Origin of the sequence: Paenibacillus sp. ACRSA, assembly GCF_022346845.1 — a bacterium.
GTDB lineage: Bacteria > Bacillota > Bacilli > Paenibacillales > Paenibacillaceae > Paenibacillus.
The window spans coordinates 59,813-86,806 of sequence record NZ_JAKRNP010000001.1 but is presented as its reverse complement, the minus strand read 5'-3'; the positions used below and the strand labels follow the sequence as shown (position 1 = coordinate 86,806).

The window sequence follows — 26,994 nt, the reverse complement described above, 5'->3', positions numbered from 1 at the left end:
AGGAAGATCATTGAGAGAACTGAACTACATCAAAATATTTATTTATCTAAGTATAGTTACTGTTGTGACGGTAGGTTTGCATTACGCTACTGCAGCTTGGCTTGATCAGAGATATTTTCGGTTTTTGATCTGGAATCTATTTTTGGGCTGGATTCCGTTTATCTTCTCCTATGTAGCATATGTGTTCAGCTATGTGAAATGGAAAGGTACGACCTGGCTTGCCATTGCAAGTGGTCTATTATGGCTGTTATTTTCCCGAATTCATCCTATATCGTAACAGACCTCGTTCACCTGACGGCACGAAGCTCGCGATATTATGGTGGTAATGGTCTGAACTTCACGTATTGGTACGACTTGATTGTGGTGCTCATGTTTGTCTGGGTTGGACTATTGCTTGGATTCCTCTCCATGTATCAGCTACAGGAAGTGATCTATAAGAGAGTTGGGCGGATGGCTTCTTGGATCTTTGTATTGGCAGGGTGTGCGTTGGGAAGCTATGGTGTACTCCTTGGACGAGTATACAGATTAAACAGTTGGGATGCGTTAACGAACCGTTCCGCACTCATCGCATTGATGCAAGAAAGTGTAAGCCGTCCATCCCTAGCCTTCTGTATGTTCTTTGGCGTGTTTATTCTGACCATCTATGCAACACTGTATTATCTGATTAACACAAGAACTACACGACAGAGTAGTTGAATGAATGAGATGCAGTTGGAGTGTGAAAAGAATGATTGGAGGATGATGAAATGACTAGTATAACGGATGTAGCACGCAAGGTAGAGGAAGTCATGGAGGAAAAAGATTTTTCCGGTGTAGTGTTATTACAGCAAAACGGGAAAACACTCTTCTCGAAGGCTCGCGGATATGCCAATCGTAGCGAACAGATCTCGAATACAAGTGATACTCGATTCGGAATCGCCTCTGGATGTAAAGTTTTTACCGCGGTAAGTATATGTCAGTTAATCGAGCAGGGGAAATTCTCCTACGAGAGTCGACTAGTAGATATACTTAACATTGAATTTCCTTTGTGGGATAAAGAGATTACAGTTCATCAGTTATTGACCCATACTGCGGGCATTCCTGATTACTTCGATGAAGAAGTCATGGAGGATTTCGCGGAGCTATGGCAGGAACGGCCGGTCTATATGATGCAACAATTACGTGACTTTTTGCCAATGTTCCAGAACTTAGCGATGAAATCTGCACCGGGCGAACGCTTCCACTATAATAATGCCGGTTATATTGTGCTAGGACTCATTGTTGAACAACAATCCGGACAATCCTTCACTAAATATGTGGAGTCACATATTTTCAAACCAAGCGGCATGAAGGATTCTGGTTATTTTCGGACGGATCAGTTACCTCCTAACACGGCGATTGGTTATGTTGATCAGGAAGAAGGTACGTGGAATACGAACATTTTCTCGATCCCGATCCAAGGTGGGTCTGATGGCGGGGCGTATGTTACAGCGCAGGATATGATTCATTTCTGGAATACGTTGTTAGGATACAAGTTATTAACGGAGGAGAGTACTCGGAAACTTCTCATTCCGTATTCGCATCAAGAGGATGAAGAATATTACGGACGGGGAATCTGGATTGATCAGAAAGGGGAAGACATCTTCAAGTATCATGTCATGGGATTCGATCCCGGGGTGTCATTCATGTCTTCTGTGTACCCGGCACAAGGCATTCAACTCGTTGTATTATCAAATCAAGAGTGGGGACCCTACCCAGTCACGCTCGCTATTGAAGAATCACTTTTAGTTTGATGGAGAGCATAATAGGAGCTGAAATCATTTAATTGTAAAACGTATATATATCATACTTAGCAGAAGAGCCCTCAACCCGTAGGTCATTTCTAACGAGATTGAGGGTTCTTTGTATGGTATGGTAAGTAACATTTGAAACAGTCTCTATAGATAACGCAACAATTGAGGAGCAATCAACCTTGGAAAAACATCCAAAGGAGGTTTCTCCTTTTTGCGTTTATCGTTGGTCAGCACCACAACCAATTCAAGCTCAGGCACGATATATACGAATTGACCGCCAAATCCTCGAGCGTAATAGTAGTTCAACGATGGTGATGTAAGGTCTGAAGAAGCCATTGCTGTCGTTGATTGTATGTCTGTAGGAAGCACATCCTCGATGAACCGAGCAGACTCTGCCGAACAGGTATCTACCCACCAATGCCAGGCATAATATCCGTGATTAGGAGGGGAGACCGCGATCGCAGGTGTAGTAGAGCGGTTTACTAGATCATGCGTGATCAAGGTTGTCCCATTCCACTGACCTTTCTGCAGGAACAATTGACCGAACTTAAGTAAATCCACGGGAAGCATTTTAAGACCGAAGCCACCGGTGTGCACGCCTTGAGGATCACTTTCCCATTCATAGTCAGTAATCTCCAGTGGGTCAAATAAATAACTCTCTGCAAATGTATTAACGCTCATACCGGTTTGCTGCATTAGAATCGCTGATAAGATCTGGGATACGCCAGAATTATATTCCATGTGTGTACCTGGTGTATGGCTTAAGGTCTGTTCCAATGCAAAATGAACCCAATGATTCGTTCGTGTCATACGTGGAAACGAATTTTGTCCTCCGAACTCATCCCAGTTGAACCCAGCAGTCATCGTTAGTAATTGCTCAAGCGTGATCTGTGGTTTTCTGGCATCTGCGTCAGTCTGAACTTCTGGGAAAAAAAACGAGAGCGGGGTTGATGCGTCCGGAATCTTACCTTGATCCATTGCCATGCAGACGAGTGCGGAGAGCACACTCTTTGTGCAGGAATTAATTTTGGCCTTACGCGTCTTCGCTTCTTCGTTACGATAATGCTGATAGATCAATTCTCCCTGTACACTGACGAGACAGCTTCTCAGGTCTAGTGCAGGAATGATTGAATGTAACATGTCATGTATAGATGAAAGATTCATAGTGTCCTCTCTATCGCTTGGTTTTAGTCATAATCAATGATATCGAATAGGAATGTCCATTATCTTAGCATAGGATTGAAGCGAAGCTCAATAAGGAGGACCTTTTCAACGCATAGCATCATCAGATTAAACTTCAGCTGATCCTCCACGAATCAATGCTCCGCCATCCTCAGGCATGATCATCAACCTGGACTGGAGACTGATTTCAATTCTCCTTCTTATTGATACACTGGAAAATAACTACAAATGGAACGAGGTGGTTCAGCGAATAAACGTAGAAGTTACATATCCTGCCCCAAACGAGTATCTACGTGAAATCAGGCAAAGGAGAAATGAACAATCATGCTAGCACGGATGCTGCAAAATGAATTTAGACGAAAAAAAGGAATTACGCTGACTTTATTTATTTTTGTTCTATTGGCGGCCATATTAGTCGCTTCCGGCACCCGAATGATCATCGAGTTAACCCATTCAATTGAACATCTATTTACGCAATCCAAAACTCCGCATGTGGTGCAGATGCATTCAGGGGAATTGGACAGGTACAAGGTTAACGAGTGGACGCAAGCAAATGAACTCGTGGATCAATATCAGATTGTAGACATGATTAATATCGATGGTTCCCATGTTTACTTTGGAGCAGAGTCCGAGAAGGGCAGCATTATGGATATGGATTTTGTTGTTCAAAATAAGGACTTTGATTATTTACTTAATATGAACAATGAAAAGGTTCAGGTGAATGACGGGGAGATTGCGGTCCCGGTGTATTACCTACAGGAGAAACAGCTACAACTTGGAGACCATGTCGTTATTCAAGACGGTACGTTCAACCGATCCTTCCGAATCGTAGATTTTGTTCGAGATGCACAGATGAATCCTTCAATAATTCATTCCAAACGGTTTGTGATTAGCACTCATGACTTTCAAATGCTTCAACAAAATACTGGAGAGACGGAGTTTCTCATTGAATTTCGACTTCTAGATCCGAGTAAAACGAACGAATTCATTCAGACTTATCAACATGCAGGTCTACCCAATTCAGGGCCACTAGTCACCTATAGTTTGTTTCAATTGCTGAATGCACTGACAGACGGGGTTGTTGCAGCAGTAATTATCATGGTCAGTTTAATTCTAATTGTGATCGCAATCTGTTGTATACGGTTCACGATGCTGGCTACGATCGAAGAAGATTATCGGGAGATCAGCGTTATGAAAGCGATCGGCATATCTGGACGTGATATTCGAACGTTATATTTAAGCAAATATGTCGTTATAGCGGGTCTGGCATGTATTGTGGGTTACCTATCCTCGATATTTGTGAATAGGCTGTTCACGTCCAATATCATGCTGTACATGGGAACAGCTCCCACAACATGGTTGAATGAAGCAATTTCCTTATTCGCCGTCGCTGCTATTTTTGCTATTGTCCTAGGATGCTGCATCTTAGTGCTCCGTCGTTTCAATCAGATCTCTGCGATTGAGGGGCTGCGGTCAGGAAGCCTTGGTGATATGAATATTTCCACAATGAAGCTAAGTTTATCTACTAGCCGGTGGTCACGTTCTGTTCCCATTTTCCTGGCGTTACAAGATGTGATTCAGCGTAAACGGATGTTCCAACTGATATTGCTGGTATTTACAGTTAGCACAATAATCATTATTGTCCCTGTTAATTTCCTGAATACCTTGCGGGCACCTAGCTTTATTTCATATATGGGTGTCGGCCAGAGTGACATTCGTATTGATCTGCGTTATTCCGAAGATGTAGAGCAGCGATACACGGAATTACTCGAACATGTGCGGACGGACAACGATGTGTTGCAATATTCACCCCTTGTAACAAGTCAATTCAACGTACGTAACAATGAAGGAGGCTATGACCATTTAAGCGTCGAGACAGGAGACTTCAATATTTTTCCCTTGTCTTACCTAAGTGGCTCGGCTCCCAAAACTGATAATGAGATTGCGTTATCTGATACCAACAGTCGTGAGATGGACAAAAAGGTAGGCGATCCTCTTGTGCTTATAGTAGAAGGTCGGGAGAAAACAGTGATTGTCAGCGGAGTATATCAGGATGTCACGAACGGTGGGAAGACCGCAAAAGCACTACTGCCGTATGACAAGGATCGTGTGCTCTGGTATGTGGTTAATTTGGATCTAAAGGATGAAAGTCAGATCACGGATAAGATTGCTGCGTATGAGCAGGCATTTGCACCGGCAAAGGTCACCGATTTACAGGGGTATTTACATCAAACACTTGGTGGCACCATTGATCAGTTAAAACGACTGACGATAGCTGGACTTATTGTGTCTGTGTTGGTCTCTATTCTCATTACATCGTTATTCCTCAGAATGCTTGTTGCCAAGGATCACGGAGATATTGCCATCTTACGAAGCTTGGGCTTCGCTCTCTCTAACATAAAACTAAAATATGTCACGATTACACTCATCGTATTAAGCATCGGCGTAATTGCGGGAACAGTTCTAGCAAATACGGCTGGGCCATGGATCATCAGTGCCATTATGTCCTCATTCGGAGCCTCCCATATTGAGTTTGTCATCAATCCATGGCAAGCGTACATCCTATGTCCGTTATTGTTGGCGAGTGCCATCACCATAGCTGCTCTGCTCAGTATTCAATCCATCCGAGAAGCCAGCATTGTCCAAATGATTGTTGAATAAGGAGAATGAATATGACAGTGATATTGGAAGCCAGACATGTGAATAAGTCGCATATGGTTCATCAGCACGAGGAACACCAGATTCTTAAAGATATTAATCTGCAAGTAAGACAAGGTGAGTTTGTCACCATTATGGGTCCTTCGGGTTCTGGCAAATCTACACTTCTATACAATATCAGCGGTATGGATCAGGTTAGTGAAGGAAGTGTTTATTTTGCAGGAGAGAAAATCTCTGCGTTACCTGAGAAAAAATTAGCGAAGCTGCGGTTAAATAAGATGGGATTCATTTTCCAGCATAGTCATCTGTTGAAAAACTTGAACTTGCTCGACAATGTTGTCTTATCGGCTTATTTAGCTAAGAACAGGAGTAAAGAGGTTATTCGTGCTAGAGCGCTCAGATTAATGAAACAAATGGGAGTAGATGAGCTGGCTAGTCATAATATTACACAGGCTTCGGGAGGACAATTGCAGCGTATCTCGATCTGTCGAGCGTTAATTAACAATCCAGATATTTTGTTTGGCGATGAGCCAACAGGAGCGCTGAACTCAAGGACAACTGCTGAGATCATGGATATCCTGGACGATATTAATGCTGCGGGAACAACGATTTTAATTGTGACTCATGATGTTAAGGTAGCAGTCAGATCCCAGAGAGTATTATTTATGCTGGATGGTACACTCGTAGCTGAGTGTAACATTGGAAAATATAACAAGCAGCAGGACATCAAAGCAAGAGAGTCGGTACTGTCTGAATGGCTCACGGAACAAGGGTTCTAAATGAACATAAACATGACTACAATAGACCGACAGTCGGTCTACTGTAATTGGAGGTTGTGCACGTGAGGATCATTAAGAATCCTGAAGAACGTCGGAATGAAATATTGGACGCAGCCGAGGCTTTATTTATTTCAAAAGGCTATACCAAAACAACAATCATTGATATTTTACAGGCGGTGAACATCGCCAAAGGTACGTTTTATCATTATTTTCAATCCAAAGAAGAGGTTATGAATGCCGTTGTGATGCGCTTTATCGCCGTTGGTGTAAATGCAGCGAAGCGAATATCCGAAGACGATTCTTTAGATGCACATACGAAGATTTTTAACATTATTACAGCTCAAGGACAGGATGTAGCCAACAAGGAACAATTCATCGAAGAATTACACCAAGTCCACAACGTAGAGATGCATCAGAAAAGTCTAGTGGAAACGATTCTGCAGCTCAGTCCGATCTTGACAGAAGTGATTGAACAAGGCATTCGGGAAGGGGTGTTTCATACACAGGCGCCAAGAGAAGTGGTTGAATTTTTGCTGGTCTCTTCACAGTTTTTATTGGATCAAGGCATATTTCAGTGGACAGAGGAGGAACTGCAACGCAAAGTCGAAGCGTTTATGTATATTCTGGAATGCACACTTGGTGCAGAAAAAGGAAGTTTCTCGTATATCATCGAGAGATATCGCCCGAATGAATCAAAATAGTGGAGGAGTAATCCTATGGAACTCACCGAACATCAATCATTTGGTAAATTTCTAATTGTATGGTATGGGCAGCTGATCTCGACAATTGGCATTGGTCTAACGGCATTTTCGCTTGGTGTGTACGCTTTTGAACAAACGAGTACAGCGACTGCGGTAGCTCTAATTACATTGTTCACCTTTTTACCCAATATCGTATTGCGTCCAATCGGAGGTGTGCTTGCGGATCGTTATGATCGTCGCACGATGATGATTATTGGAGACTTAGGGTCTGCGATAGGGATACTCTTTATTCTATCTATGATCATAATAGGAAGTATCGAGCTGTGGCACATTTATGTTGGCGTTGCATTCAGTTCTGTATTCTCCGCTATTCAAAGTCCTGCTTATAAGGCTTCGGCTACCGATCTGTTGACGAAAGAGCAATTTTCCAGAGGCAGTGGCTTGTTACAGCTTGCTGAATCCTCCAAATTTTTGTTATCACCGATTATTGCAGGCATTTTACTTACCATCACTTCGATTGAAGTTATTTTAATCATTAATATGTTAACCTTCCTTATAGCCATTCTAGCGGTACTTGTCATTCGCAGAAGTGCCAGAGTGGATCGAACGGGTAGGGAGAAGAAGCCTTGGTTCACAGATCTTATCGAAGGCTGGGTCGAAGTGACCACGAACAAGGGTGTGCTGGTGCTCGTCATTATTATTTCGATTGTTACGTTCTATCTTGGATTCTTGGAAACACTCATCGGACCAATGATATTATCGTTCTCGGATGTAAGGACGCTAGGAATGTTCCAATCCATTAGTGCAATCGGAATGCTGATTAGTAGCCTGTGTATTGGTATTTTTACAATGACGAAGAAATATGCCAGCGTATTAGTTGTTGGCTTAGCTATGTCTGGTATTTCTTTTTCACTCATGGGTGTATCCACCAATCTTTCTTTTATTATCTTTGCCGGATTCTTATTCCTAGCTTCCCTTCCTTTTGTCAATATGAGTGCTGATGTGCTGGTGCGTAATAACATTGCTAATGAAAAGCAGGGCAGAGTATGGGGCATTATCGGAATTCTATCGCAACTCGGATTTATCGTTTCTTATAGTCTTGCGGGTTTCCTGGCAGATCATGTGTTCAACCCGTTGCTTATTGAAGGGGGAGCTCTCTCTTCGACCGTAGGTTCTATTATTGGTGTTGGTCCTGGCAGAGGCATTGCTTTGTTATTTATTATTGGGGGAGTGTTTGTGGTCATTATGGCCGCTATCACTTCTCGGTTAAAGCCGATTAAGCTCCTAGAGAAAGGTATGGAGATGGTACCGGCGGAGCCTGTAGGTTTAATGCAGGATTGAAGACATCGTAGATGGATTATTGGTTTGCTCAAAAGGCAAGCTACTGAATTGGTTTTGTTGTAACCATTCAATCACTAGAGATAACGTGATAAACTTGTGAGAGAGATTATGGAAATTTTCACTTCGCTTGTAGGAGGTTACACCCGTGTTCAAAATCGGAAATCAAGGAACGTTCAAAACATTGCCGGATCAAGCTTTGGCCATTTACCAAGGAGATACCGCTGCAGTAGAAGATTTCATTAAGCAGGGCATGGATCTGGAAACTGAGATTGTACTTAGTCAATATACCGCTATGACACCCATCGATTTCGCTCTAATCTGCAATCAGCCGGCAGTGGTCAGGTTGTTGGTCTCGCATGGTGTTAACCTGAATGCCAAAAATAATCCGGCGATACTGAAGGCCGTGAGATGTTGTGGGGAAGAGATGGTTCGGTATTTGTACGAGAATGGTGCGAAATTAAACGGACTTAACCGTGTAAAATCAAGCGCGTATGATGAAGCTTATTACGGTAACAAAAAGAACATCCCCCTCCTTCATGAACTTGGATTAGATATTCACAAATTTGGTGGGAAGACCTTACGCAAAGCGGTAGCTGATCACGATATGAAGACCCTCGAGTATTTGCTGCGTGAAGGGGTAGACATCAACTATAATGAGCCAGATATGGTCTATCCGTACAAAGCGACGCCTCTCACGGTAGCGGCACGATCTAATAACATGAAGATGGTTCGATATTTGGTAGAACAGGGCGCGGATGTTACGATCCAGGAGAAGGACGGTGAACGAGCATACACCATTGCGCTTAGTCAAAAAAATGAAGAAATGGCCGAGTATCTGAAATCTCTCGAACCAAAGGAGTTCCATGACATCAGCAATAAATTGTTGGCGTTGAAGCCATACAAGTTGCCGAAGGAATTAATCACTTTTCTATCCGAAGCACCACGGCGGATTGAAATTGCTGAGAACGAGTCCAACGTTCAATATGTTGAAATATTTAATCTGGTCGATACGGTTGAGATGAAAATGGGTAGACAGAAGCTGCTACGGATCTCATCTGAATTGGATCAATACTCGCACTTAATGATGGTATGGCATCCTAGCCAGAAGTGTCTTGGATTCTATGATATTGAACACCAAGAGTACGAGAATGTTGCTGCGCTTGATGCATTTTTAGCTGATCCTGGAATTTCAATTGCGAACTACATGAATCAGCTCTGATCGATTCTAATATGTTTCGTGCTCCAACTACGCTGACGAAGAGATTAAGAAAAGTCTGGTTCCATGAACCAGACTTTTTTCGATTTACAAATGGTTGAATATTTAGAACTTGGAAATCGGATGAGTTCCATTTTTATAGGTTTTAAAATCGCTATACGCAACATAAAGTACACAATGAGATGAATGTGCAGAAGGAGGAAACGGCATGATTGATCCTATATTACAGGCCCCGAACGTACAGTTAGCAGGGGATTCTACAGCCGTATTGAACTACAAGCGGGATCCACGAAATTATGTAACTCAGTTGTTTGGAGAACAGCTACCTACCATCAAAAATGGTTTCTTCAACGTACACATGAGCAAAGGTATTATTGTACAGCCCCACTGGCACACGAATACAACAGAGATGATTGTGCTAATTAGCGGAGAGGTAACAACCTCCGTATTTGACCCATTTACCCGTAAACGAATCAGTTACCATCTAACACCCGGGCAAGTGGCGATTTTTCCCAAAGGGTGGTTTCACTGGTTTGTGGCAGATACAGATGATGTGCATTTGCTCACTATTTTTGATGTGCCAACGCCTGACATTGTGCTTGGTGCGGATTTCCTTGCAGCAACACCGCCTGAGGTGGCGCATCGCGCGTATTGTATCGACGAGGAAGCCTATGCCAAAGCTGTCGCCTCCATTCAAAATGATGCAATCCTTGGTCCACCGATCGGTTGTGTAGATCCGGCTTACGATCAGACTGGTCAACCATCCAAAACATTAAAATCAGACAAATCATCGAAAGCATAATTCTCACAGAATTGCATCGTAGTACATAGACTCGTGAGCTGGAGCACCTTCCAGAACCGGGTCTTTTTCTTGAGTTTTATCATGTAGAGCTGGTTCAGAAACGCTATACATGGTCTTAAGTAAATCCATTAACACGTACATAATTCTCTGTTAAAATAGTTTGCATATATCATTTGTTGTCCAATTATATACTTAATCAACATAGAAAGTGGAGGGCTAAACTATGGCAATGAAAGAGGCAGAAATGCTTGAAATCGCTGCGAAATATGCACCAGTTCTAATGTTTGATCTGAATGAACCGTTTTATCCTGACTTTGTAGGGGTTTCAGTGTTGGAACGTCCGGGGGCATCTCCATCATTTAGAAGAGAGATTGATTTTCCTGTGGAGGCTGTGCAATGCGTTATTGAATATGCCATCTGGTGGGATTATGAGATTGGACATTTGTATGAAATGGAGCATGTATGGATCTATGTTGGTCATGATGGCGAAGTCGTGGATTGTGAAGCCAGTTTTCATGGTAAAGTACTCCGAGGCATGTTGAAGGATCGAATTAATATGGTGGATAATCAGGTGATTCTGTACTCACAGCCGGGCAAGCATGCATTTTCACCTTTACCGGTCGTATTTGAGCTGTTGCCAGACTTATATAGTGCAGCAGGAGCGAAGGCTGGGTGTGATGGTTTGTTAGTCAATGAGTTATTCCAGGACTATTTTGAAACGAATGCAGAGATCGATGCCCGTGTGCGGAATTATCTATTAAGTAAATCGTTTATACCCACCATGGTGTTTGAAGAATATCCATTGAAGCTGGAAACATTCATGTCATGGGACAGGCTGTTTACACTAATCCCACAGCGAATCGAGAGCCGATTAAAAGAACTGGAATATTTGTTTGAACAATCCTCGTCCTCTTCATCTTAGTTGAGTAATTAAGTTCATTTCATATATACCCATAACATATAAGAACAGAGAATCAAACTCTTTAGAAGAGTTTGATTTTTTTGTCATCTATGAAGATATAATCTCAATTGGAAGTAATTTGAAATTTTAACCTGAATCCAAAGTCACAGAAATGCAAAACCGCTGATTTGCACATAGGTTTTGCTTTTTGAGTGTATGTAGGTCTTTGTACTTGGTATAAGTTATTCTAAATACCTTACATTAGAGTGGATTACAGATATATTAAAAATGTTAATGAATTTAATAGTTGTTTAGATTTTCGTAATCGCGAACGATTAGCATCAAATAATATGAATATTTAGATTTTATTTTACAAAAAGAAAGGTGCTATAGAATCATTTATTTTTTTCGTATTAGTGAAATATTTAATAAATGCAAATCTTCTATTCACATTTTTGATAGTAATGTCGAAATAAATCGTAAGTTGTCTAGAGCGTTGCCCGGGGGAAGGGGTTACAGACGCAAATAAATACATAACTGGACACGAAGATGCCTAGGAGGAGATTAGATGAAGTGGTTCGGTAATTTGAAAACAGCAACAAAGATTATTTCAGCATTCTTAATTGTGTCCATGATTTTGGCAGCACTCGGGATTTATTCAGTGATTACATTGAGAAGTACGAACGAACGGATGCAAGAAATGTATAATAACAATCTTATGTCTGTAAAAGAACTATCAGCAGCACAAGTAGATTATCAGCGTATGCGTGTGGGTGTGCGTGACCTCAACACTGAATCAATTGATGCTGAACAAACAAGAATTATGGATAACATCGCCTCAATTCGTCAAACGCTGGATGATCACATCAACAATTACCGCGCTTTAGTTACTACCTCACAAGAAAGCGATCTACTTCGAAACTTTGATACACAGTATCCTAATTATTTAACCTTGTTCGACCAAGGAACACAGATAGCTTTAAGTGACAACAACGCTGAATTCACAAGATTTCTAAGAGAAACCTTAAAACCTCCTGGTGATGGTGTGGTACAAGTACTCCAAGATTTGATGAATATTAATATAAGTCTAGCTGAAGAAGCGAATTCAAAATCAGAAGCGGCTTATTCCGCCTCCTTTATGGTAACAATCATTTTAGTTGTTCTGGCAGTGACGTTTAGTATTTTAATCGGATACATTATTTCACGTTCCATTTCCAAACCGTTATTGTCCATGGTGGAATTGGCAAGGGAAGTGTCTAACGGTAATCTGACCCTTAAGTCAGATGTTTCAAGCCGAGATGAAGTAGGTCAACTAGCCCAAGCCCTGAATCGTATGGTCGATAATTTGAAAACATTGATTGACAGCATTGTTATGAACTCTCAAAGTGTTGCGGCATCATCCGAGCAAATCTCAGCAAGTACACAAGAAATTGCAAGCACAAGCACAAGTCAATCGAGCGAAGCAGCGAATATTTCTGAACTGTTCAAGGAACTTTCGCTTGCTATTAACTCTGTTGCAGCAAGTGCTGAAGAAGCAGCAGAGCTGTCTAATGATACCGTGAAAACAGCCCGTGAAGGTGGACATGTCGTGCAAACTTCACTGGAAGGCATGCAGGCTGTAAATGTTAAAATGTCACAGTTAGAAGAAGATTCTCGCAAAATTGGTGACATCATTGAAGTAATCGACGATATTGCAGAGCAGACGAATCTACTTGCGCTGAACGCAGCTATTGAAGCGGCACGGGCAGGGGAGCAAGGCCGTGGGTTTGCTGTTGTAGCCGATGAAGTACGTAAACTTGCAGAACGAAGCGGCGAAGCAACAAAAGAGATCACGAACATTATTAAAGTGATGCAAGAAAACACAAGACAGAGTGTACGCGCTGTAGCGGATAGCGTAGAGCAGTCCTCTATGACAGGGCAGGCATTTGATCAAATTATTGAAATGGTCAATAATTCTTCACACAAAGTGAACGAAATTGCAGCTGCATGCGAAGAGGAAGCGGCACAGGCGGCAGAAGTGATGAGTTCTGTTGAATCGATCTCGGCATCGAGTGAAGAGTCCGCTGCGGCTTCAGAAGAAACGGCTGCAACATGTCAATCACTAGCACACCTGGCTGAAGAGCTGGCTCATTCCGCATCTGCATTTAAGACTCAATAATCAAACCAAACAGAGGTGACCAGATGTCTTCACTTCAGCAAGAGCAATACATCGAACTATCCGTTGGGGCTGAAACCTGCGCGATCCGAATCGAAGAGATTCATGAAATTATTAAAATGCTCAGTATCACCGACATTCCTTATAGCCGTCCGGAGGTAAAAGGAGTAGTCAATCTTAGAGGCAAGGTTGTATGCGTAGTGAGTTTACGCAATCTGTTAGGAATGCCTGACGAGCCGGATACAAGATCAACACGAATTATTGTTGTCCGTTATCAGGATGAATATGTGGGACTTATCGTAGACAAAGTCAACAAAGTAACTACGTATAATGAGATTCATCCTCCGACAAGTGGACATGCTGCCCGAAGCCGAGAAGCCGTCTTTCTTGGTGTTGGGCAACGTGAAGACCAACTCGTGGGCATTTTGAAATTAGAAGAAATATTGGGCGGATAGGGAGGGGAATATGAAATGATGGATTTATCTGCCTACCGCGACATCTTCATAGAGGAATTAAATGATCAGTTGGAGCGCATGGATCAATCGTTGTTGGAACTGGAACGTTCTCCATCGGTTGGGCTTGTTCAGACGCTTTTCCGAGCAGCGCACACGATTAAAGGATCGGCCTCAACCATGGACTTCAGGGAGCTTAGTGATCTAACCCATGAGGTGGAGTTTGCACTAGAGTGGATTCGCGACAAGAAGCCTGAGATCAATTCGGTGCTTATCGATACGTTGTTCCGTTCTCTAGATGCAATGAAAGTGCTACGGGATCAGTATGTTAGTGGCCAGCCATTTCAGAATTTTAAGAGCGTGGTTGCGGAGATCCAATCCCTTATTCAGAAGCCTGTCATTATGGAGTCAGTAAAGGCTCCTGCGCTTAAGAAGTCGGAATGGTTGGTTGCACAGGAGGCTGTGGATGCGGGGCATCAGCTTTTCTCCATCCGAATTACGTTGGAAACGGCATGTGTGATGAAGGCTGCAAGGTACTTTATTGTGAGACAGCGGATAGAAGAACAAGGTGGCAGGATCATTGCAGCATCTCTGGCAGATCAAGTAGCAAGTGGGGAAGACGATGATCGGTATGCCAATTTTGTTATCGTAGCAGCCATTGCTGGCAACCCACAGGTGATCCAACTGGAGCTGTCTAACGAGTCCGATGTGCACATTGTGGTTGTAGAGGAGTATGTTAAAGATGTGGCCGTCGTTCATAACGAACCGGTTGCTGTTCAGGAGAAGGCTGAAGCAGGCGCTGTTGAACCATCTACGGAAAAATCGCTCTCGGACGACCGTAACAAGGGTACGCAACCAACCGTAAGGGTAAATGTTGAACGTCTGGATCATTTGATGAATCTGGTCGGAGAACTTCTGATTGACCAGACCTCACTAGCTGACCTCAGTGGTGAAGGGGCGCGTAGTGCCCCCTCCCCGTTAATGCAGAGCATTGGCGGTGTCTCGGATCATATGGGAAGAGTGATCAAGGAGCTGCAAGAAGGTGTAATGAAGACTCGTATGCTGCCTATTGATCAGCTATTCAGTCGTTTTCCACGTCTCGTTCGAGATCTATCTCAGAAGCTGGGTAAAGAATTGGAACTGATTATTCAAGGCGGAGAGACAGAGCTTGATCGGATGATTATCGAGGAATTGAGTGACCCATTGATTCACTTGATTCGAAACAGTGCAGATCATGGCATTGAGAGTCGAGAGATTCGGGAGCAACAAGGTAAACCCACCAAAGGACGTATCACACTCACTTCGTTTCACGAAGAAAACCATGTCGTTATCCGATATTCGGATGATGGTAAAGGCATTGACGGTGAACGAATTAAAGCTTCTGCCCTGAGTAAAGGGCTAATTACAGAAGAACAAGCCTCACATCTGACGGAGCAGGAGGCAGTGCATCTGATCTTCGAGCCAGGATTCTCTACCGCTTCCTCTGTGAGCGAGGTCTCGGGTCGTGGAGTGGGAATGGACATTGTGAGAAGCCAGATCGGTCGATTGAACGGTATTATTGACATTGACACGGAGCCTGGTAGGGGGACAACATTCACCATTCGTTTACCTCTCACACTAGCCATTATCAAAGGCTTGCTTGTTAAAGTTTCGGGTCGTGTACTGATCATTCCAATGTATAATATTGCAGAGATTGTTCGCATCGATCCGGAAGATATTCAAACGATACAAGGCCAGCTAGCTATCTTGAATCATGGGCGTATCGTGCCGTTCCATTGGTTACGGGATAAACTGAATTATCCGCCTACCAACCGGGAGTCCAAGACGATTCCTCTTATTATCGTTCGCTCGGTGGATAAAACGGCGGCGTTTGCTGTAGACGAAATCATGGGCAACCAAGAGGTTGTTATCAAGAGTCTAGGATCGTACTTAGGAGCAATGAATCATCTGTCTGGTGCAACAATTCTGGGCAATGGACGAGTTGCTGTCATCCTTGATGCATCGTATTTGGTTAGCCATTAGTCAAGAAAATTGTCTAAACTAGATCGAAATATTAATGAGATATCTATGAGAACAACAAAAGAGTGCTTTATTATCCTGCTGCTTAGGATGATAGAGCACTCTTTTGCTATATGTGTTTGTCTATGACTAAGTTACGATTTGAAGATTAGATCCATGAAGCGGTTCGTTACCAGAGAAGTAGGCATATTACGCTTTGTCATAATTCCGACGTGGGAAGGTGGCAAGGACACATCCAGCTGAATTTCAAACAAAGAACCTTCTTCTAACTCCTTCGATATGAACTCCCTAGTTACATAAGAGATCCCTAATCCCCGCCTTGCTAGTTCAATGAGTAGATCAACACTACCTACTTCGATTTCAGGTTTAAGTGTATAGCCATAGGAATTAAACAATTCCGTAATGGCCATCCTTACCCGGCTATTCCGAGAGAAGAGGATTAACTGATGTTCAAGTAGTGTCTCCAGAGACAACACTTTGTCTTTGAGTTCAGCATAACGTTCCCCCGCGACGAAACAATCCTTGAGTTGAATACTTTCTCTGACTTCAAGCTGAGGATCCACGATTGGCATACGGACAACGCCTAAGTCGATCTTACCCTCTTTCAGGAACGTGATAACCTCTGGTGTGGTTCCGTGGCTTAAGTGTAGCTTGATATTTGGATACAGCACGTGAAATTCTTCGAGATAAGACAACATGTAATGTTTAAACAGGGAATCACTACCGCCAATTCTAAGCTCACCGCTATCCAGACTTTTTAACGCAGCCATCTTTTCTTCTGCCAAAGAAATCAAAATCTGTGACTGCTCGATGTAAGAGTAAAGGCTTATGCCTTCTTGTGTCAGCGCAACCCCTTTTGAATTACGATAAAACAATGTTAAACCAAAGCTTTCTTCCAGCTGCTTAATCGCATGACTGACGCTTGGTTGCGTAATGTATAACACTTTTGCAGCTTGCGTTAAACTTCCTGTCTTGGCAGCCCAATAAAACACTTTATATAATTCATAATTTGTTGTCATAGATATGGTCTATAGCTCCTGTGAAATATATTAATTACTTGTATGGCTATGAAACGTATTATAGTGTAACTACAGCAAAGAAACCAGAGTTACTTGGAAGGAGATAGTGAGATGGAACCAACATCTTTAATTTTGTTTGGTGCTACTGGCGATTTAGCCAAAAGAAAAATATATCCTGCACTATATAATTTATACATTGAGCAGAAGCTTCCAGAATCTTTCTCCTTGATTGGTTTAGGTCGTAGAGAATGGTCTGATGAATTCTTTCAGGCGCAAGTGGAAAAGTCGCTTCATGAGTTTTCCAGACGCCAAGCTGATCCTGCACGAGTGAAGTCATTCGTAAAAGCTTTTCGCTACAGTGTATTGAATATAAGCCATAAGGAAGATTATATAAAGTTGTTAGATCTCGTTCAGGAGAGAGAAGCTGAGCTTAGCATTCCTTCTAACCGTTTGTTTTACCTTTCCGTTGGACCGGAATTTTTTGAGCCTATTGCGCAGAATATTCAAGAAAGCGGGTTAGGCTCAACAGAAGGCTGGAAACGGCTTGTTATTGAGAAGCCATTCGGACATGATCTCCAGTCTGCTCGTGATCTTAACCACAACCTGAGTGAATCTTTCACTGAAGAAGAAATTTATCGGATTGACCATTATCTGGGTAAACCGATGGTACAACGCCTAGAGACGCTGCATCAAAGTAATCCAATCATGAAGGCGTTGTGGAACAATCGCTATATCTCGAATGTGCAGATTACGGCAAACGAGACAGTAGGTGTAGAGGAACGGGCATCCTACTATGATCATGTAGGTGCAGTACGTGACATGTTCCAGAATCACATGCTGCAATTGCTGATGATGATGGCGATCCAACTTCCTCACAACAGCACACCGGAAAAAGTAGGCTTGAAGAAAAAGCATATTATGGAATCCATCTTGCCTTTGCAAAAACAAACGGTTGGAGCAAGCGTGATCCGTGGACAATATGCAGAGGGAAGCATCCAAGGTAAAACTGTTAATGCTTATACTGCTGAACCAGGTGTCGCTGAGAACACAATGAACGACACGTTCATTGCTGCAAAGTTACAAATTGATGATTTCTTCTGGCGTGGTGTTCCATTCTACATCCGTACGGGTAAAAGAATGAAGGAGAAATCCACACGCATCGTCATTGAATTCAAAGAACCATCTGGTCAAGCTCATGGAGTCAAGAGCAACGGCTCCAAACCTAATCTGCTTGTCATTGAGATGAGTCCTGATCAAAGTATGACACTGCAACTGAATGCAAGTGATCCGCAGAATAAGGGAGACTTTAAACCGGTGCACATTGATCTTTCGCCTGATCGCGAAGATCTAGCTGAAGCGTATGAGAACTTGATTCACGATGCACTGCATGGTGACCCAACATTCTTCGCACACTGGGATGAAGTTGAACTGTCCTGGGCTTGGGTGCAACCAATCTTGGATGCTTTTGCTGAAAATTTATTGCCTCTTCACTTATATCCTGCAGGAAGCTACGGTCCAGCAGAATCGGATGCCATGCTTGCGGCTGAAGGTCACCATTGGTGGTTTGACGAGCCGGCTGATCAGGGTGCATCATCAGTAACAGAGGTTCCTTTGGCAGTGAATGGCAACCTGTAATACCTAACACCATGTATTCAACCAACGGGCCACTTCAATAGAATAGATTGGATTGGCTCTGTTGGACACTAAAAAAACATCTTATGGAGGGAATTAACCATGAAATTTTTCATCGATACAGCAAATTTAGAGGATATCAAAAAAGCGTATAAAATTGGTGTACTTTCAGGCGTAACAACTAACCCATCTTTGGTTGCCAAAGAAGGCATTAAGTTTGAGGATCGCATTGAAGAGATCTTGCGTGAAGTCCCACAGGTAGAGTCCGTATCTGCTGAGGTTACACCAGATGCACTCACTGCAGAAGAGATGATTGCACAAGCCAATGAATTGATCAAAATCAACAATAACGACAAAAACATAACGATTAAATTGCCGATGACACTCGCAGGTCTGGAAGCTTGCCGTTATCTGACTGAAAAAGGTGTAAAAACTAACGTTACCCTGATTTTCACTGTTAACCAAGCACTTCTTGCGGCACGTGCCGGTGCAACTTACGTATCCCCGTTCTTGGGACGTCTGGATGATATCTCAGAAGATGGAGTTCAGTTGGTTGCCAAAGTTGCTGAGCTGTTCCGTACACATAACTTGGATGCACAGATCATTGCGGCATCCGTAAGACATCCGGATCACGTTACGCGTGTAGCTATGGCTGGTGCTCATATTGCTACAGTTCCTTTCTCTGTCATTGAGCAGATTTCCAAACACCCATTGACAGATCAAGGTATGGAGAAATTCGCAGCAGACTGGAAAAAAACAGTTCAATAAGGTCTGACGAGAATTGAGATAAAAATATAAAACATGGACTTTGGGAGGACATAATGAGTAAACAACAGATTGGTGTTATTGGATTGGCAGTAATGGGTAAAAACTTGGCTTTTAATATCGAGAGTAAAGGGTTTTCCGTATCGGTATTTAACCGTTCACCTGAGAAAACGCATGACCTCTTGAAAGAAGCTGAGGGGAAAAACCTAATCGGTACGTTTTCAATTGAAGAGTTTGTAGCTTCTTTGGAATCCCCGCGCAAAATCTTGATTATGGTTCAAGCAGGTAAAGCAACAGATGCAACGATTGAACAATTGCTTCCTTACCTAGACCAAGGAGACATTATCATTGATGGTGGTAATGCATACTTCCCTGATACGCAACGCCGCAGCAAAGAGCTGGAGGAAAAAGGATTCCGCTTTATTGGCGCAGGTGTATCCGGTGGTGAAGAAGGCGCATTGAAAGGTCCAGCAATTATGCCTGGTGGACAAGAGAGTGCTTATGCCTTAGTTGAACCTATCTTGACAGCAATCTCGGCTAAAGTTGGCGACGATGCTTGCAGCACATATATCGGACCAGACGGTGCAGGACACTATGTCAAAATGGTGCACAATGGTATCGAATACGGGGATATGCAGTTGATTGGTGAAGCATACCACTTGCTCAAATCCGTATTGAATGTCTCTGTAGAAGAGTTGCACGAGATCTTCACAGAATGGAACCAAGGTGAGCTGGATAGCTACTTGATTGAGATTACAGCAGACATCTTCTCCAAATACGATTCAGAAACCGGCAAACCAATGGTAGACGTGATCTTGGATGCAGCTGGACAAAAAGGAACAGGTAAATGGACAAGCCAAAGTGCGCTTGATCTCGGCGTACCATTGTCCATGATTACCGAATCCGTATTCTCCCGTTTCTTGTCTGCGATGAAAGACGAGCGCGTAGCAGCAAGCAAAATTCTGAATGGCCCTGCGACAGAAGCGTTCTCTGGCGACAAAAAAGCATTCATTGAAAATGTGCGTAAAGCACTGTTCGCAAGTAAAATCGTATCCTATGCTCAAGGCTTCGCTCAGATGCGTGCTGCATCCGATGAGTACGGCTGGGATCTGAAATACGGTAGCATCGCTATGATCTTCCGTGGTGGCTGCATCATCCGTTCACAGTTCCTGCAAAACATCAAAGAAGCATACGATAAAGATGCAGCGCTCAAAAACCTGCTCTTAGATCCATACTTCCAAAACATCGTTGAATCTTACCAAGGCGCATGGCGTGAAGTCGTAGCTGCTGCTGTACAACAAGGAATTCCGGTTCCTGGCTTCTCCAGCGCACTGTCCTACTACGATAGCTACCGTACAGAACGTTTGCCTGCAAACCTGTTGCAAGCACAACGTGACTACTTCGGTGCACACACGTTCCAACGCGTGGACAAAGAAGGTTCATTCCACTTCCAATGGATGGACACTAACGAGTAATTATATGATATAGATGGAACTTAAAATGAATAAACTCCATTTATGGACAAATGACATCCTTGTTCCTCATGAGTGTAGACTCATGAAGGAACAAGGGTGTTTTTTTACCAAAACGTAAACAGCTATCACAGCCGATTGAAGAAATGGATGGATCGCTTCAATGGTGTTGTAACAACGTATTTGCAGAATTACTTGGCGTGGATTCGTTACTTAGACAGCAAGGAATATGAGAATACCGCATCGAATAAGAAAATATGTTGGTCAAATCGTGCCTGTTTACTGTGATCGACACGAACACCAAACTTCGACTTTCTGCTTATTCTTGTTTAGCTAACGGGCAGTTATGCGTAACTTTCAGGGAATGTAAACATCTAAATAACGTAAGGAACGAGGAGGTAGACAATTGGTGGGAGGAACGAATGTATGGGATGCGGAGTGGGAGGTTAACGAAGAGCAGGCGCGGACGCTGATCGGCAGACAATTTCCCCAGCTATCATCGAAGCAAGTGAAGCGATTGGGCTGGGGCTGGGACAATACGGTTTTTCTCATCGGTGACGAGTACGTGTTCCGGTTTCCAAGAAGAACGATTGCAGTTGGCTCGATTCGTATGGAAGGGAAGCTGCTGCCGAAGCTGGAAGCATATATGACCATCCCCTATCCGAAACCTTTGTTTTATGGCGAAGCAAGTGACGAATACCCGGCACCATTTCTTGGCTATGCCTACGTGCCAGGAGATTTCCCAATCGCTTTGACGGAAGAACGACGGGCTTTATCGGCAGAGACTCTGGCGAAATTTTTGCGGAGATTGCATGAGTTTCCGGTGCAGGCGGCGCTGAAGTGCGGAGTTCAGCAAGATCATCGAAACTTGACGGACATAGCATCGCGCAAAGTGAAATTGGTGGGCTTTCTATCGAAGGTGGTTGAACACTTGTCGCCGGAGGAGTCCGGTGTAATCGAAGCGTATATTAGCAGGCTGCAAAAGGACCGTGTCGAGGCGGTGAATGCACTGCTACATGGCGATCTTCATTTCAAAAATATGCTTGTGAATGAGAACGGGATCGTTTCCGGCATCATCGATTGGGGCGATCTGAGCGTAGGTCATCCGGCTTGCGATTTGAGCGTTGCTTATAGCTTTTTACCACCTTACGCTCGCGGCGTGTTTTTCGAAACGTACGGAGGAGCGGACGAGGAAACAAAGCTGCTGGCGCGGCTGATCGCGGTATACATCCCCATACTGATCTTAATGCAAGCGGTCGATGACGGGAATGAAGCGATTGCAGCAGAGGCGAAATCCAACATCATGCGGGCACTGTCGGATTAGGCTCATTATTTCGTTGCGGCTATACGGCTATGGCTATCGGCACCATTTTGTCGTTTAAAGTCCGTGATAAGGTACAATCCGCCTTCTCTGATGCCGCTTGATGTTGAGGAACACGAAATTCAACAGAGTAAGTCGTTGCGTTAACGGGACACGATAGCAATAAACCGCCTTTTCAAAAAGGAGGTTTTCTTATGGCCTAATATCAACATTAGAATTAACATAGCCTATGATTAAAAACGTGATTGGAGAATGTTTGAATTTAAGTATCATCAAATTGTAATAAAATGTACGCAACTACTTGAGGTAAATAGATGCGTCGACCCCTTTAACTACGTTATACTCATGTATAGAGGTGAAATTTGTCTCTTTGATTCAAATAACAACTTATACTTAATTTGACGTGGGGGTTAAGCTTGGCATGTTTGTACTTGTAGGTATATTGTTTTTGCTTGTATATGGTTTATTAGTGTTCTACATAGGATGGAGCGGTTGGAGCTGGATGAAGCCTGTTGTGGCAGCCAGATTCCGTTTGCTGTACATCATTGTACTGGTGTTCCTGTCACTGTCGTTTATTTTGGCGAGAATGTTTGGTAACATTTCATTTTTGAGCATTATTGGTTCATACTGGCTCGCGATCTTCTCTTTGTTATTAATCATTTTGCCTGTTGCTCATTTAGTACTTTGGTTACTCCGTTTAACTCGTATTCCAAGACATCACGCACACAAATGGGGTGGTGTGGTTACGCTGATCTTGCTGCTGTCTACACTAGGATACGGGATATTTAATGCGTATAGTCCAGTCGTTAGACAGTATAATATCCAGGTGGATAAAAAGGTTGAGGGTATGGACAAGCTCAAGATCGTGATGGCAGCAGATATGCACTTTGGACTGTTATCAGGCCCAGCTCATGCGAAGCGTATGGTAGAGGAAATTAATGCGCTCCAGCCGGATCTGGTGTTATACCCTGGTGACATTATTGATGACAATCTGGACATGTATCTCAATAGTGGGATTGCAGATATTATTCGTGACATCAAAGCGCCTTATGGGGTCTACGCTTCCTTGGGGAACCATGATAAGTTTGATGGCCCGATTGAAGATCTCATTGCGGCGTTGGAGAAGAGTGATATGCAAGTATTATACGATGATAAGATTATGTTAGATGATAAGATCACGCTTATTGGACGTAAAGACCGAACAGAGAAGGATCGTGCTGAAGTAGCAACATTGATGCAGGATACGGATCTTAGTAAGCCGGTCATCATGTTAGATCACCAGCCTTATGATCTGGATATTGCCGAGCAGAACAAGGTTGACTTGGTCGTATCCGGTCACACGCATCGAGGACAGATTGCGCCGGCACAGTTCATCACAGCAGCAATCTACGAGAATGATTGGGGTTATCTGCAAAAGGGTGACATGCATTCCATTGTGACCTCTGGATATGGTTTCTGGGGACCGCCAATTCGGACAAGCAGTCGCTCTGAGATTGTTGAGATTAATGTAACGTTTAAGCCATAATACCAAGCCCTTCATTAGAAGGGCTTTTTTGTTGATGTTTACATGTTCCTAATTCTTGGCAGGCCTTTAACACTGTGGCTCGCTTAAAGATTGATGAATTCTACCCGTTTGTTCTTGCGCCAAAGTGTAAATATTAATAAAAGGACATGCCTCTTCAAAGTGATACGAGAAGTAAATGTTATATGTAAGAAAGTCAAGGAAGACAGACAGTGGCAGGAATTTCTGTTGACACCGTTTTCAGCTTGTGATAAATTATATCCGAGGCTTGTTACCGGTAAAGCGGGCAAAACCACTATGGAAATGATTTGATTATTTCTGTTTTGGTTTTGCCCTTTTTTATGTCTCAAAATAAAGCAGGTGGGTCCATTATGATTATCAAACAGATATTTAATAACAATATCGTCAGCACAGTGGATGATAAAAATCAGGAATTGCTGATCCTCGGCCGGGGTATCGGATTTAAGTTTAAAGCTGGCGATGAGATTGACGAAGAGCGAATTGAAAAGGTGTTTCGTCTTCAGGATACATCGATTTATGAGAGATTCAAATCCATTGTGGCTGAAGTGCCTATTGAAATTCTGCAGGCAACGGATGATATCGTGACGCTTGCGCGGACGCAGCTTAATAAAACGATCAGTGACGGAATTTACGTCTCCCTGTCAGATCATATTCATTTTGCCGTTCAGCGGATGGAAAACGGCATGATTACGCGTAATCCACTCTCGTGGGAAGTACAGCATTTCTATAAGGCAGAGTACGATGTGGCTAGAGAAGCGTTAACTCTGCTTAAGGAACGACTGGATATCGAGTTTCCTAAGGATGAAATCTGCAATATCGCTTTGCATTTCATTAATGCAGAAGTGAATGATTCAATGAATGATGTGACCCACCTGATGCAGCTGCTTCAGGAGATCATGAATATTATCAAATATCACTTTAATGTAGAATTGGATGAAGATAGTGTTAACTATTTCCGGTTCATCACACATTTGAAATATTTCTGTCAGCGGGTCATTACACATTCGTCACATGATGACGCGGAAGAGTATTTGTACGAGGTCGTTCGGAAAAACTATCCGGAAACCTTCAAATGTATTGGTAAGATCGAAGCTTTTATCCATAAGAACTATCAGTATGACATGACGCATTCAGAGCAGTTATATCTGACGCTCCACTTGGAGCGGTTGATGAAGACCAAGCGAGATAGATAAATAACACACATCTATTGCACCATACAACAATTGAATATGACTGGGCTTGTTACTGTTCAATCAGGCAATACCCGAATGAAATGACGTCAGAAGTCTGCGTTGTATTCGTTCGGGTATTTTTTATTGCAAAAATGAGGAGGAGCTCCATATGAAACATCAGGAAACGGCACAGGGAATCATTAAAGCCGTCGGGGGTACAGACAATATTAACTCGGTATATCATTGCGTCACACGGTTACGTTTTGATCTGAAAGATAACGACAAAGTGGATAATGGTTCACTAAAGCAATTAGATAAAGTCATGGGCACAAATATCTCTGGTGATCAGTTCCAAGTAATCATTGGTAACGACGTATCTAAAGTATTCGATGCAATGGTCAAGGATCATCCAGCCATTGGGCAAAGTTCAGAGACGAAACAGCCTAAGCCAGACAAGAATAAAAATATCATTCTTAATATTTTTGAGACCATTGCGGGTGTATTTGCGCCGATGCTGCCAGCTATTACAGCAGCGGGTATGCTCAAAGGATTGCTTGCCCTATTTGTATCTGTGGGCTGGATGACAGCGGGAACAGATGTATATCGGATTCTCTCAGCTATTGGTGATGGGGTATTCCACTACTTACCGCTACTCATCGCAGTAAGTGCTGCTCGTAAATTCGGTAGTAACCCGTTTGTAGCGATCGCGTTAGGTACGGCACTAATGTATCCAGATATGAGCAAATTGCTTGATGGAAGTCAATCCGTTGCATTTCTCGGTATTCCAGTAACTGCTGTAAGTTATGCTTCATCGGTTATTCCGATCTTACTTGCGGTATGGCTGATGTCCTATGTAGAGAAGTGGGTTGACCGCATCATTCCAGCGGCATTGAAATTGTTGCTTGTACCTCTGATTACCTTGCTTGTGATGGTTCCAGTAACGTTAATTGCGATTGGCCCTCTGGGTACATTTGTAGGTAACGGCTTGTCCGGCGGCATTAACTGGCTACTGAATGAAGGTGGTCTGATCGCGGGTATTGTGCTGGGCGGCGCGATGGCGTTGATCATCATGACAGGAATGCACTACGCGTTAGTGCCAATCATCTTGAGTAACATTGCAACATTGGGCTTCGATAAGTTCTTGCCACTGACGTTCATCTCTAACATGGGTCAGGCAGGCGCAACATTGGGTGTATTTTTCCGTGCGAAGGACAAAAAACTTAAAACCGTTGCGTTGTCCACAAGCTTCACTGCTCTCATGGGTGTAACAGAGCCTGCAATGTACGGCGTAAACATGAAATACAAAAAACCTTTTGCTGCAGCGATGATTGGTAGCGCAGTGGGGGGTGGATTTGCACTCGCGTTTGGTGCTAAAGCATATGTCCTTGCAGGTAACGGTGGTCTTCCAGGACTTCCTTCGTTGATCGGACAAACCTTCTGGTATTCACTAGGTGGTATGGCGCTAGCGTTTATTGTAGGAACGATCATGTCTGTCGTATTCGGAATTAAGGAGGAAGAAGGCGATGCTGAAGCGTTGGCCCAATTCTCTCCAAGCGCCACAGCGTCACCCAAAGCTACACCTGCCAATAACGCATCTGTAGACGTGGACGACATGGGTGCTCCAGCACCTACAGGTAATGCAACAGCAGTTGCACCGATGACAGGAAAAGCAATCCCACTGCAAGAGGTAAATGATCCGACCTTCGGAGACGAATTGATGGGCAAAGGTGTTGCTTTCGTGCCTTCGATCGGTGAACTCGTATCTCCAGTCACTGGAACAGTAATGAATGTGTTCAAAACAAAACATGCCATTGTTGTACGCAGTGATGATGGTATGGAACTACTGATTCATGTCGGAATCAACACCGTGAAACTGCGTGGACAGTATTTTGAATCCCATGTTACATCAGGCACACGTGTGCAAGCGGGAGATCTTATGCTTACGTTTGAACTTGATGAAATTGCGAAGGAATATGACATTACTACAGCAATGGTAGTTACCAATACAGCCGATTATCGTACAGTTCAACCTGTGCAATTAGGCGACATTCAGATGGGTCAGGATGTATTAAAAGCAGAACTGTAAAAGAGA

General features: G+C 43.2%; 22 protein-coding genes and 1 pseudogene. 21 read left to right on the top strand and 2 right to left on the bottom strand.

All coding sequences use genetic code 11. The features are described 5' to 3' along the window. Window positions 1-10 precede the first annotated feature (10 nt). Genes MH215_RS00380 through MH215_RS00370 form a run of 3 tightly spaced genes read left to right on the top strand, consistent with a single transcriptional unit; the run spans window position 11 to window position 1,772 of the window. Entirely contained in the window at window positions 11-277 is a 267-nt protein-coding gene (locus MH215_RS00380) for a hypothetical protein (RefSeq protein ID WP_239287024.1), read from the top strand. Then, complete coding sequence (locus MH215_RS00375) at window positions 241-696, top strand: DUF1361 domain-containing protein (RefSeq protein ID WP_239287023.1); 456 nt, start codon at window positions 241-243, stop codon at window positions 694-696. The genes MH215_RS00380 and MH215_RS00375 overlap by 37 nt, the downstream gene beginning before the upstream one ends. Window positions 697-746: 50 nt before the next feature. Beyond that, the gene (locus tag MH215_RS00370; RefSeq protein WP_239287022.1) at window positions 747-1,772 is read left to right on the top strand and encodes a serine hydrolase domain-containing protein; all 1,026 of its coding nucleotides are present in this window, start codon (window positions 747-749) and stop codon (window positions 1,770-1,772) included. Between the two features lie 144 nt (window positions 1,773-1,916). Here MH215_RS00370 and MH215_RS00365 read toward each other — a convergent pair whose 3' ends face one another. Further along, the gene (locus tag MH215_RS00365; protein WP_239287021.1) at window positions 1,917-2,936 is read right to left on the bottom strand and encodes a serine hydrolase domain-containing protein; all 1,020 of its coding nucleotides are present in this window, start codon (window positions 2,934-2,936) and stop codon (window positions 1,917-1,919) included. Between the two features lie 342 nt (window positions 2,937-3,278). Here MH215_RS00365 and MH215_RS00360 point away from each other — a divergent pair, with 342 nt between their 5' ends. The 10 genes from MH215_RS00360 to MH215_RS00315 all read left to right on the top strand — a co-directional run bounded on the left by MH215_RS00360 (window position 3,279) and on the right by MH215_RS00315 (window position 15,981). Next, complete coding sequence (locus MH215_RS00360; RefSeq protein WP_239287020.1) at window positions 3,279-5,615, top strand: ABC transporter permease; 2,337 nt, start codon at window positions 3,279-3,281, stop codon at window positions 5,613-5,615. 11 nt (window positions 5,616-5,626) lie between these two features. After that, entirely contained in the window at window positions 5,627-6,391 is a 765-nt protein-coding gene (locus MH215_RS00355) for an ABC transporter ATP-binding protein (protein WP_239287019.1), read from the top strand. A 62-nt stretch (window positions 6,392-6,453) separates the two neighbouring features. Continuing rightward, window positions 6,454-7,092: a TetR/AcrR family transcriptional regulator gene (locus MH215_RS00350; protein ID WP_239287018.1), complete on the top strand. Its 639-nt coding sequence runs from the start codon at window positions 6,454-6,456 to the stop codon at window positions 7,090-7,092. A gap of 15 nt (window positions 7,093-7,107) precedes the next feature. After that, window positions 7,108-8,433 (top strand): MFS transporter, encoded by a 1,326-nt coding sequence (locus MH215_RS00345; RefSeq protein ID WP_239287017.1) that lies wholly within the window; start codon window positions 7,108-7,110, stop codon window positions 8,431-8,433. 145 nt (window positions 8,434-8,578) lie between these two features. Next, complete coding sequence (locus MH215_RS00340) at window positions 8,579-9,652, top strand: ankyrin repeat domain-containing protein (protein WP_239287016.1); 1,074 nt, start codon at window positions 8,579-8,581, stop codon at window positions 9,650-9,652. Window positions 9,653-9,857: 205 nt separating this feature from the next. Next, window positions 9,858-10,451: a cupin domain-containing protein gene (locus tag MH215_RS00335; RefSeq protein ID WP_239287015.1), complete on the top strand. Its 594-nt coding sequence runs from the start codon at window positions 9,858-9,860 to the stop codon at window positions 10,449-10,451. Between the two features lie 223 nt (window positions 10,452-10,674). Beyond that, window positions 10,675-11,373: a hypothetical protein gene (locus MH215_RS00330; protein ID WP_239287014.1), complete on the top strand. Its 699-nt coding sequence runs from the start codon at window positions 10,675-10,677 to the stop codon at window positions 11,371-11,373. 547 nt (window positions 11,374-11,920) lie between these two features. Further along, entirely contained in the window at window positions 11,921-13,510 is a 1,590-nt protein-coding gene (locus MH215_RS00325) for a methyl-accepting chemotaxis protein (RefSeq protein ID WP_239287013.1), read from the top strand. A 23-nt stretch (window positions 13,511-13,533) separates the two neighbouring features. After that, window positions 13,534-13,962: a chemotaxis protein CheW gene (locus MH215_RS00320; protein ID WP_239287012.1), complete on the top strand. Its 429-nt coding sequence runs from the start codon at window positions 13,534-13,536 to the stop codon at window positions 13,960-13,962. Window positions 13,963-13,977: 15 nt separating this feature from the next. Further along, window positions 13,978-15,981: a chemotaxis protein CheA gene (locus tag MH215_RS00315; RefSeq protein WP_239287011.1), complete on the top strand. Its 2,004-nt coding sequence runs from the start codon at window positions 13,978-13,980 to the stop codon at window positions 15,979-15,981. Window positions 15,982-16,112: 131 nt separating this feature from the next. Here MH215_RS00315 and MH215_RS00310 read toward each other — a convergent pair whose 3' ends face one another. Beyond that, complete coding sequence (locus MH215_RS00310; RefSeq protein WP_239287010.1) at window positions 16,113-16,997, bottom strand: LysR family transcriptional regulator; 885 nt, start codon at window positions 16,995-16,997, stop codon at window positions 16,113-16,115. 111 nt (window positions 16,998-17,108) lie between these two features. Here MH215_RS00310 and zwf point away from each other — a divergent pair, with 111 nt between their 5' ends. The 8 genes and pseudogenes from zwf to MH215_RS00270 all read left to right on the top strand — a co-directional run bounded on the left by zwf (window position 17,109) and on the right by MH215_RS00270 (window position 26,988). Continuing rightward, a complete protein-coding gene (gene zwf, locus MH215_RS00305) occupies window positions 17,109-18,632 on the top strand; it encodes a glucose-6-phosphate dehydrogenase (RefSeq protein ID WP_239287009.1) in 1,524 nt (507 codons plus the stop codon). Window positions 18,633-18,731: 99 nt separating this feature from the next. Beyond that, on the top strand, window positions 18,732-19,397 hold the full coding sequence (gene fsa, locus MH215_RS00300; protein ID WP_239287008.1) for a fructose-6-phosphate aldolase: 666 nt from the start codon (window positions 18,732-18,734) through the stop codon (window positions 19,395-19,397). A 53-nt stretch (window positions 19,398-19,450) separates the two neighbouring features. Further along, the gene (gene gndA / locus MH215_RS00295) at window positions 19,451-20,869 is read left to right on the top strand and encodes an NADP-dependent phosphogluconate dehydrogenase (RefSeq protein ID WP_239287007.1); all 1,419 of its coding nucleotides are present in this window, start codon (window positions 19,451-19,453) and stop codon (window positions 20,867-20,869) included. A 96-nt stretch (window positions 20,870-20,965) separates the two neighbouring features. Then, window positions 20,966-21,094, top strand: a pseudogene (locus tag MH215_RS00290) (IS1595 family transposase); the annotation flags it as partial. A 181-nt stretch (window positions 21,095-21,275) separates the two neighbouring features. After that, complete coding sequence (locus tag MH215_RS00285) at window positions 21,276-22,190, top strand: phosphotransferase (protein WP_239288637.1); 915 nt, start codon at window positions 21,276-21,278, stop codon at window positions 22,188-22,190. 418 nt (window positions 22,191-22,608) lie between these two features. Next, the gene (locus tag MH215_RS00280; RefSeq protein ID WP_239287006.1) at window positions 22,609-23,712 is read left to right on the top strand and encodes a metallophosphoesterase; all 1,104 of its coding nucleotides are present in this window, start codon (window positions 22,609-22,611) and stop codon (window positions 23,710-23,712) included. 368 nt (window positions 23,713-24,080) lie between these two features. Next, a complete protein-coding gene (gene licT, locus MH215_RS00275; RefSeq protein ID WP_056689816.1) occupies window positions 24,081-24,923 on the top strand; it encodes a BglG family transcription antiterminator LicT in 843 nt (280 codons plus the stop codon). A 148-nt stretch (window positions 24,924-25,071) separates the two neighbouring features. Continuing rightward, entirely contained in the window at window positions 25,072-26,988 is a 1,917-nt protein-coding gene (locus MH215_RS00270; RefSeq protein ID WP_239287005.1) for a beta-glucoside-specific PTS transporter subunit IIABC, read from the top strand. The last annotated feature ends 6 nt before the right edge of the window (window positions 26,989-26,994 follow it).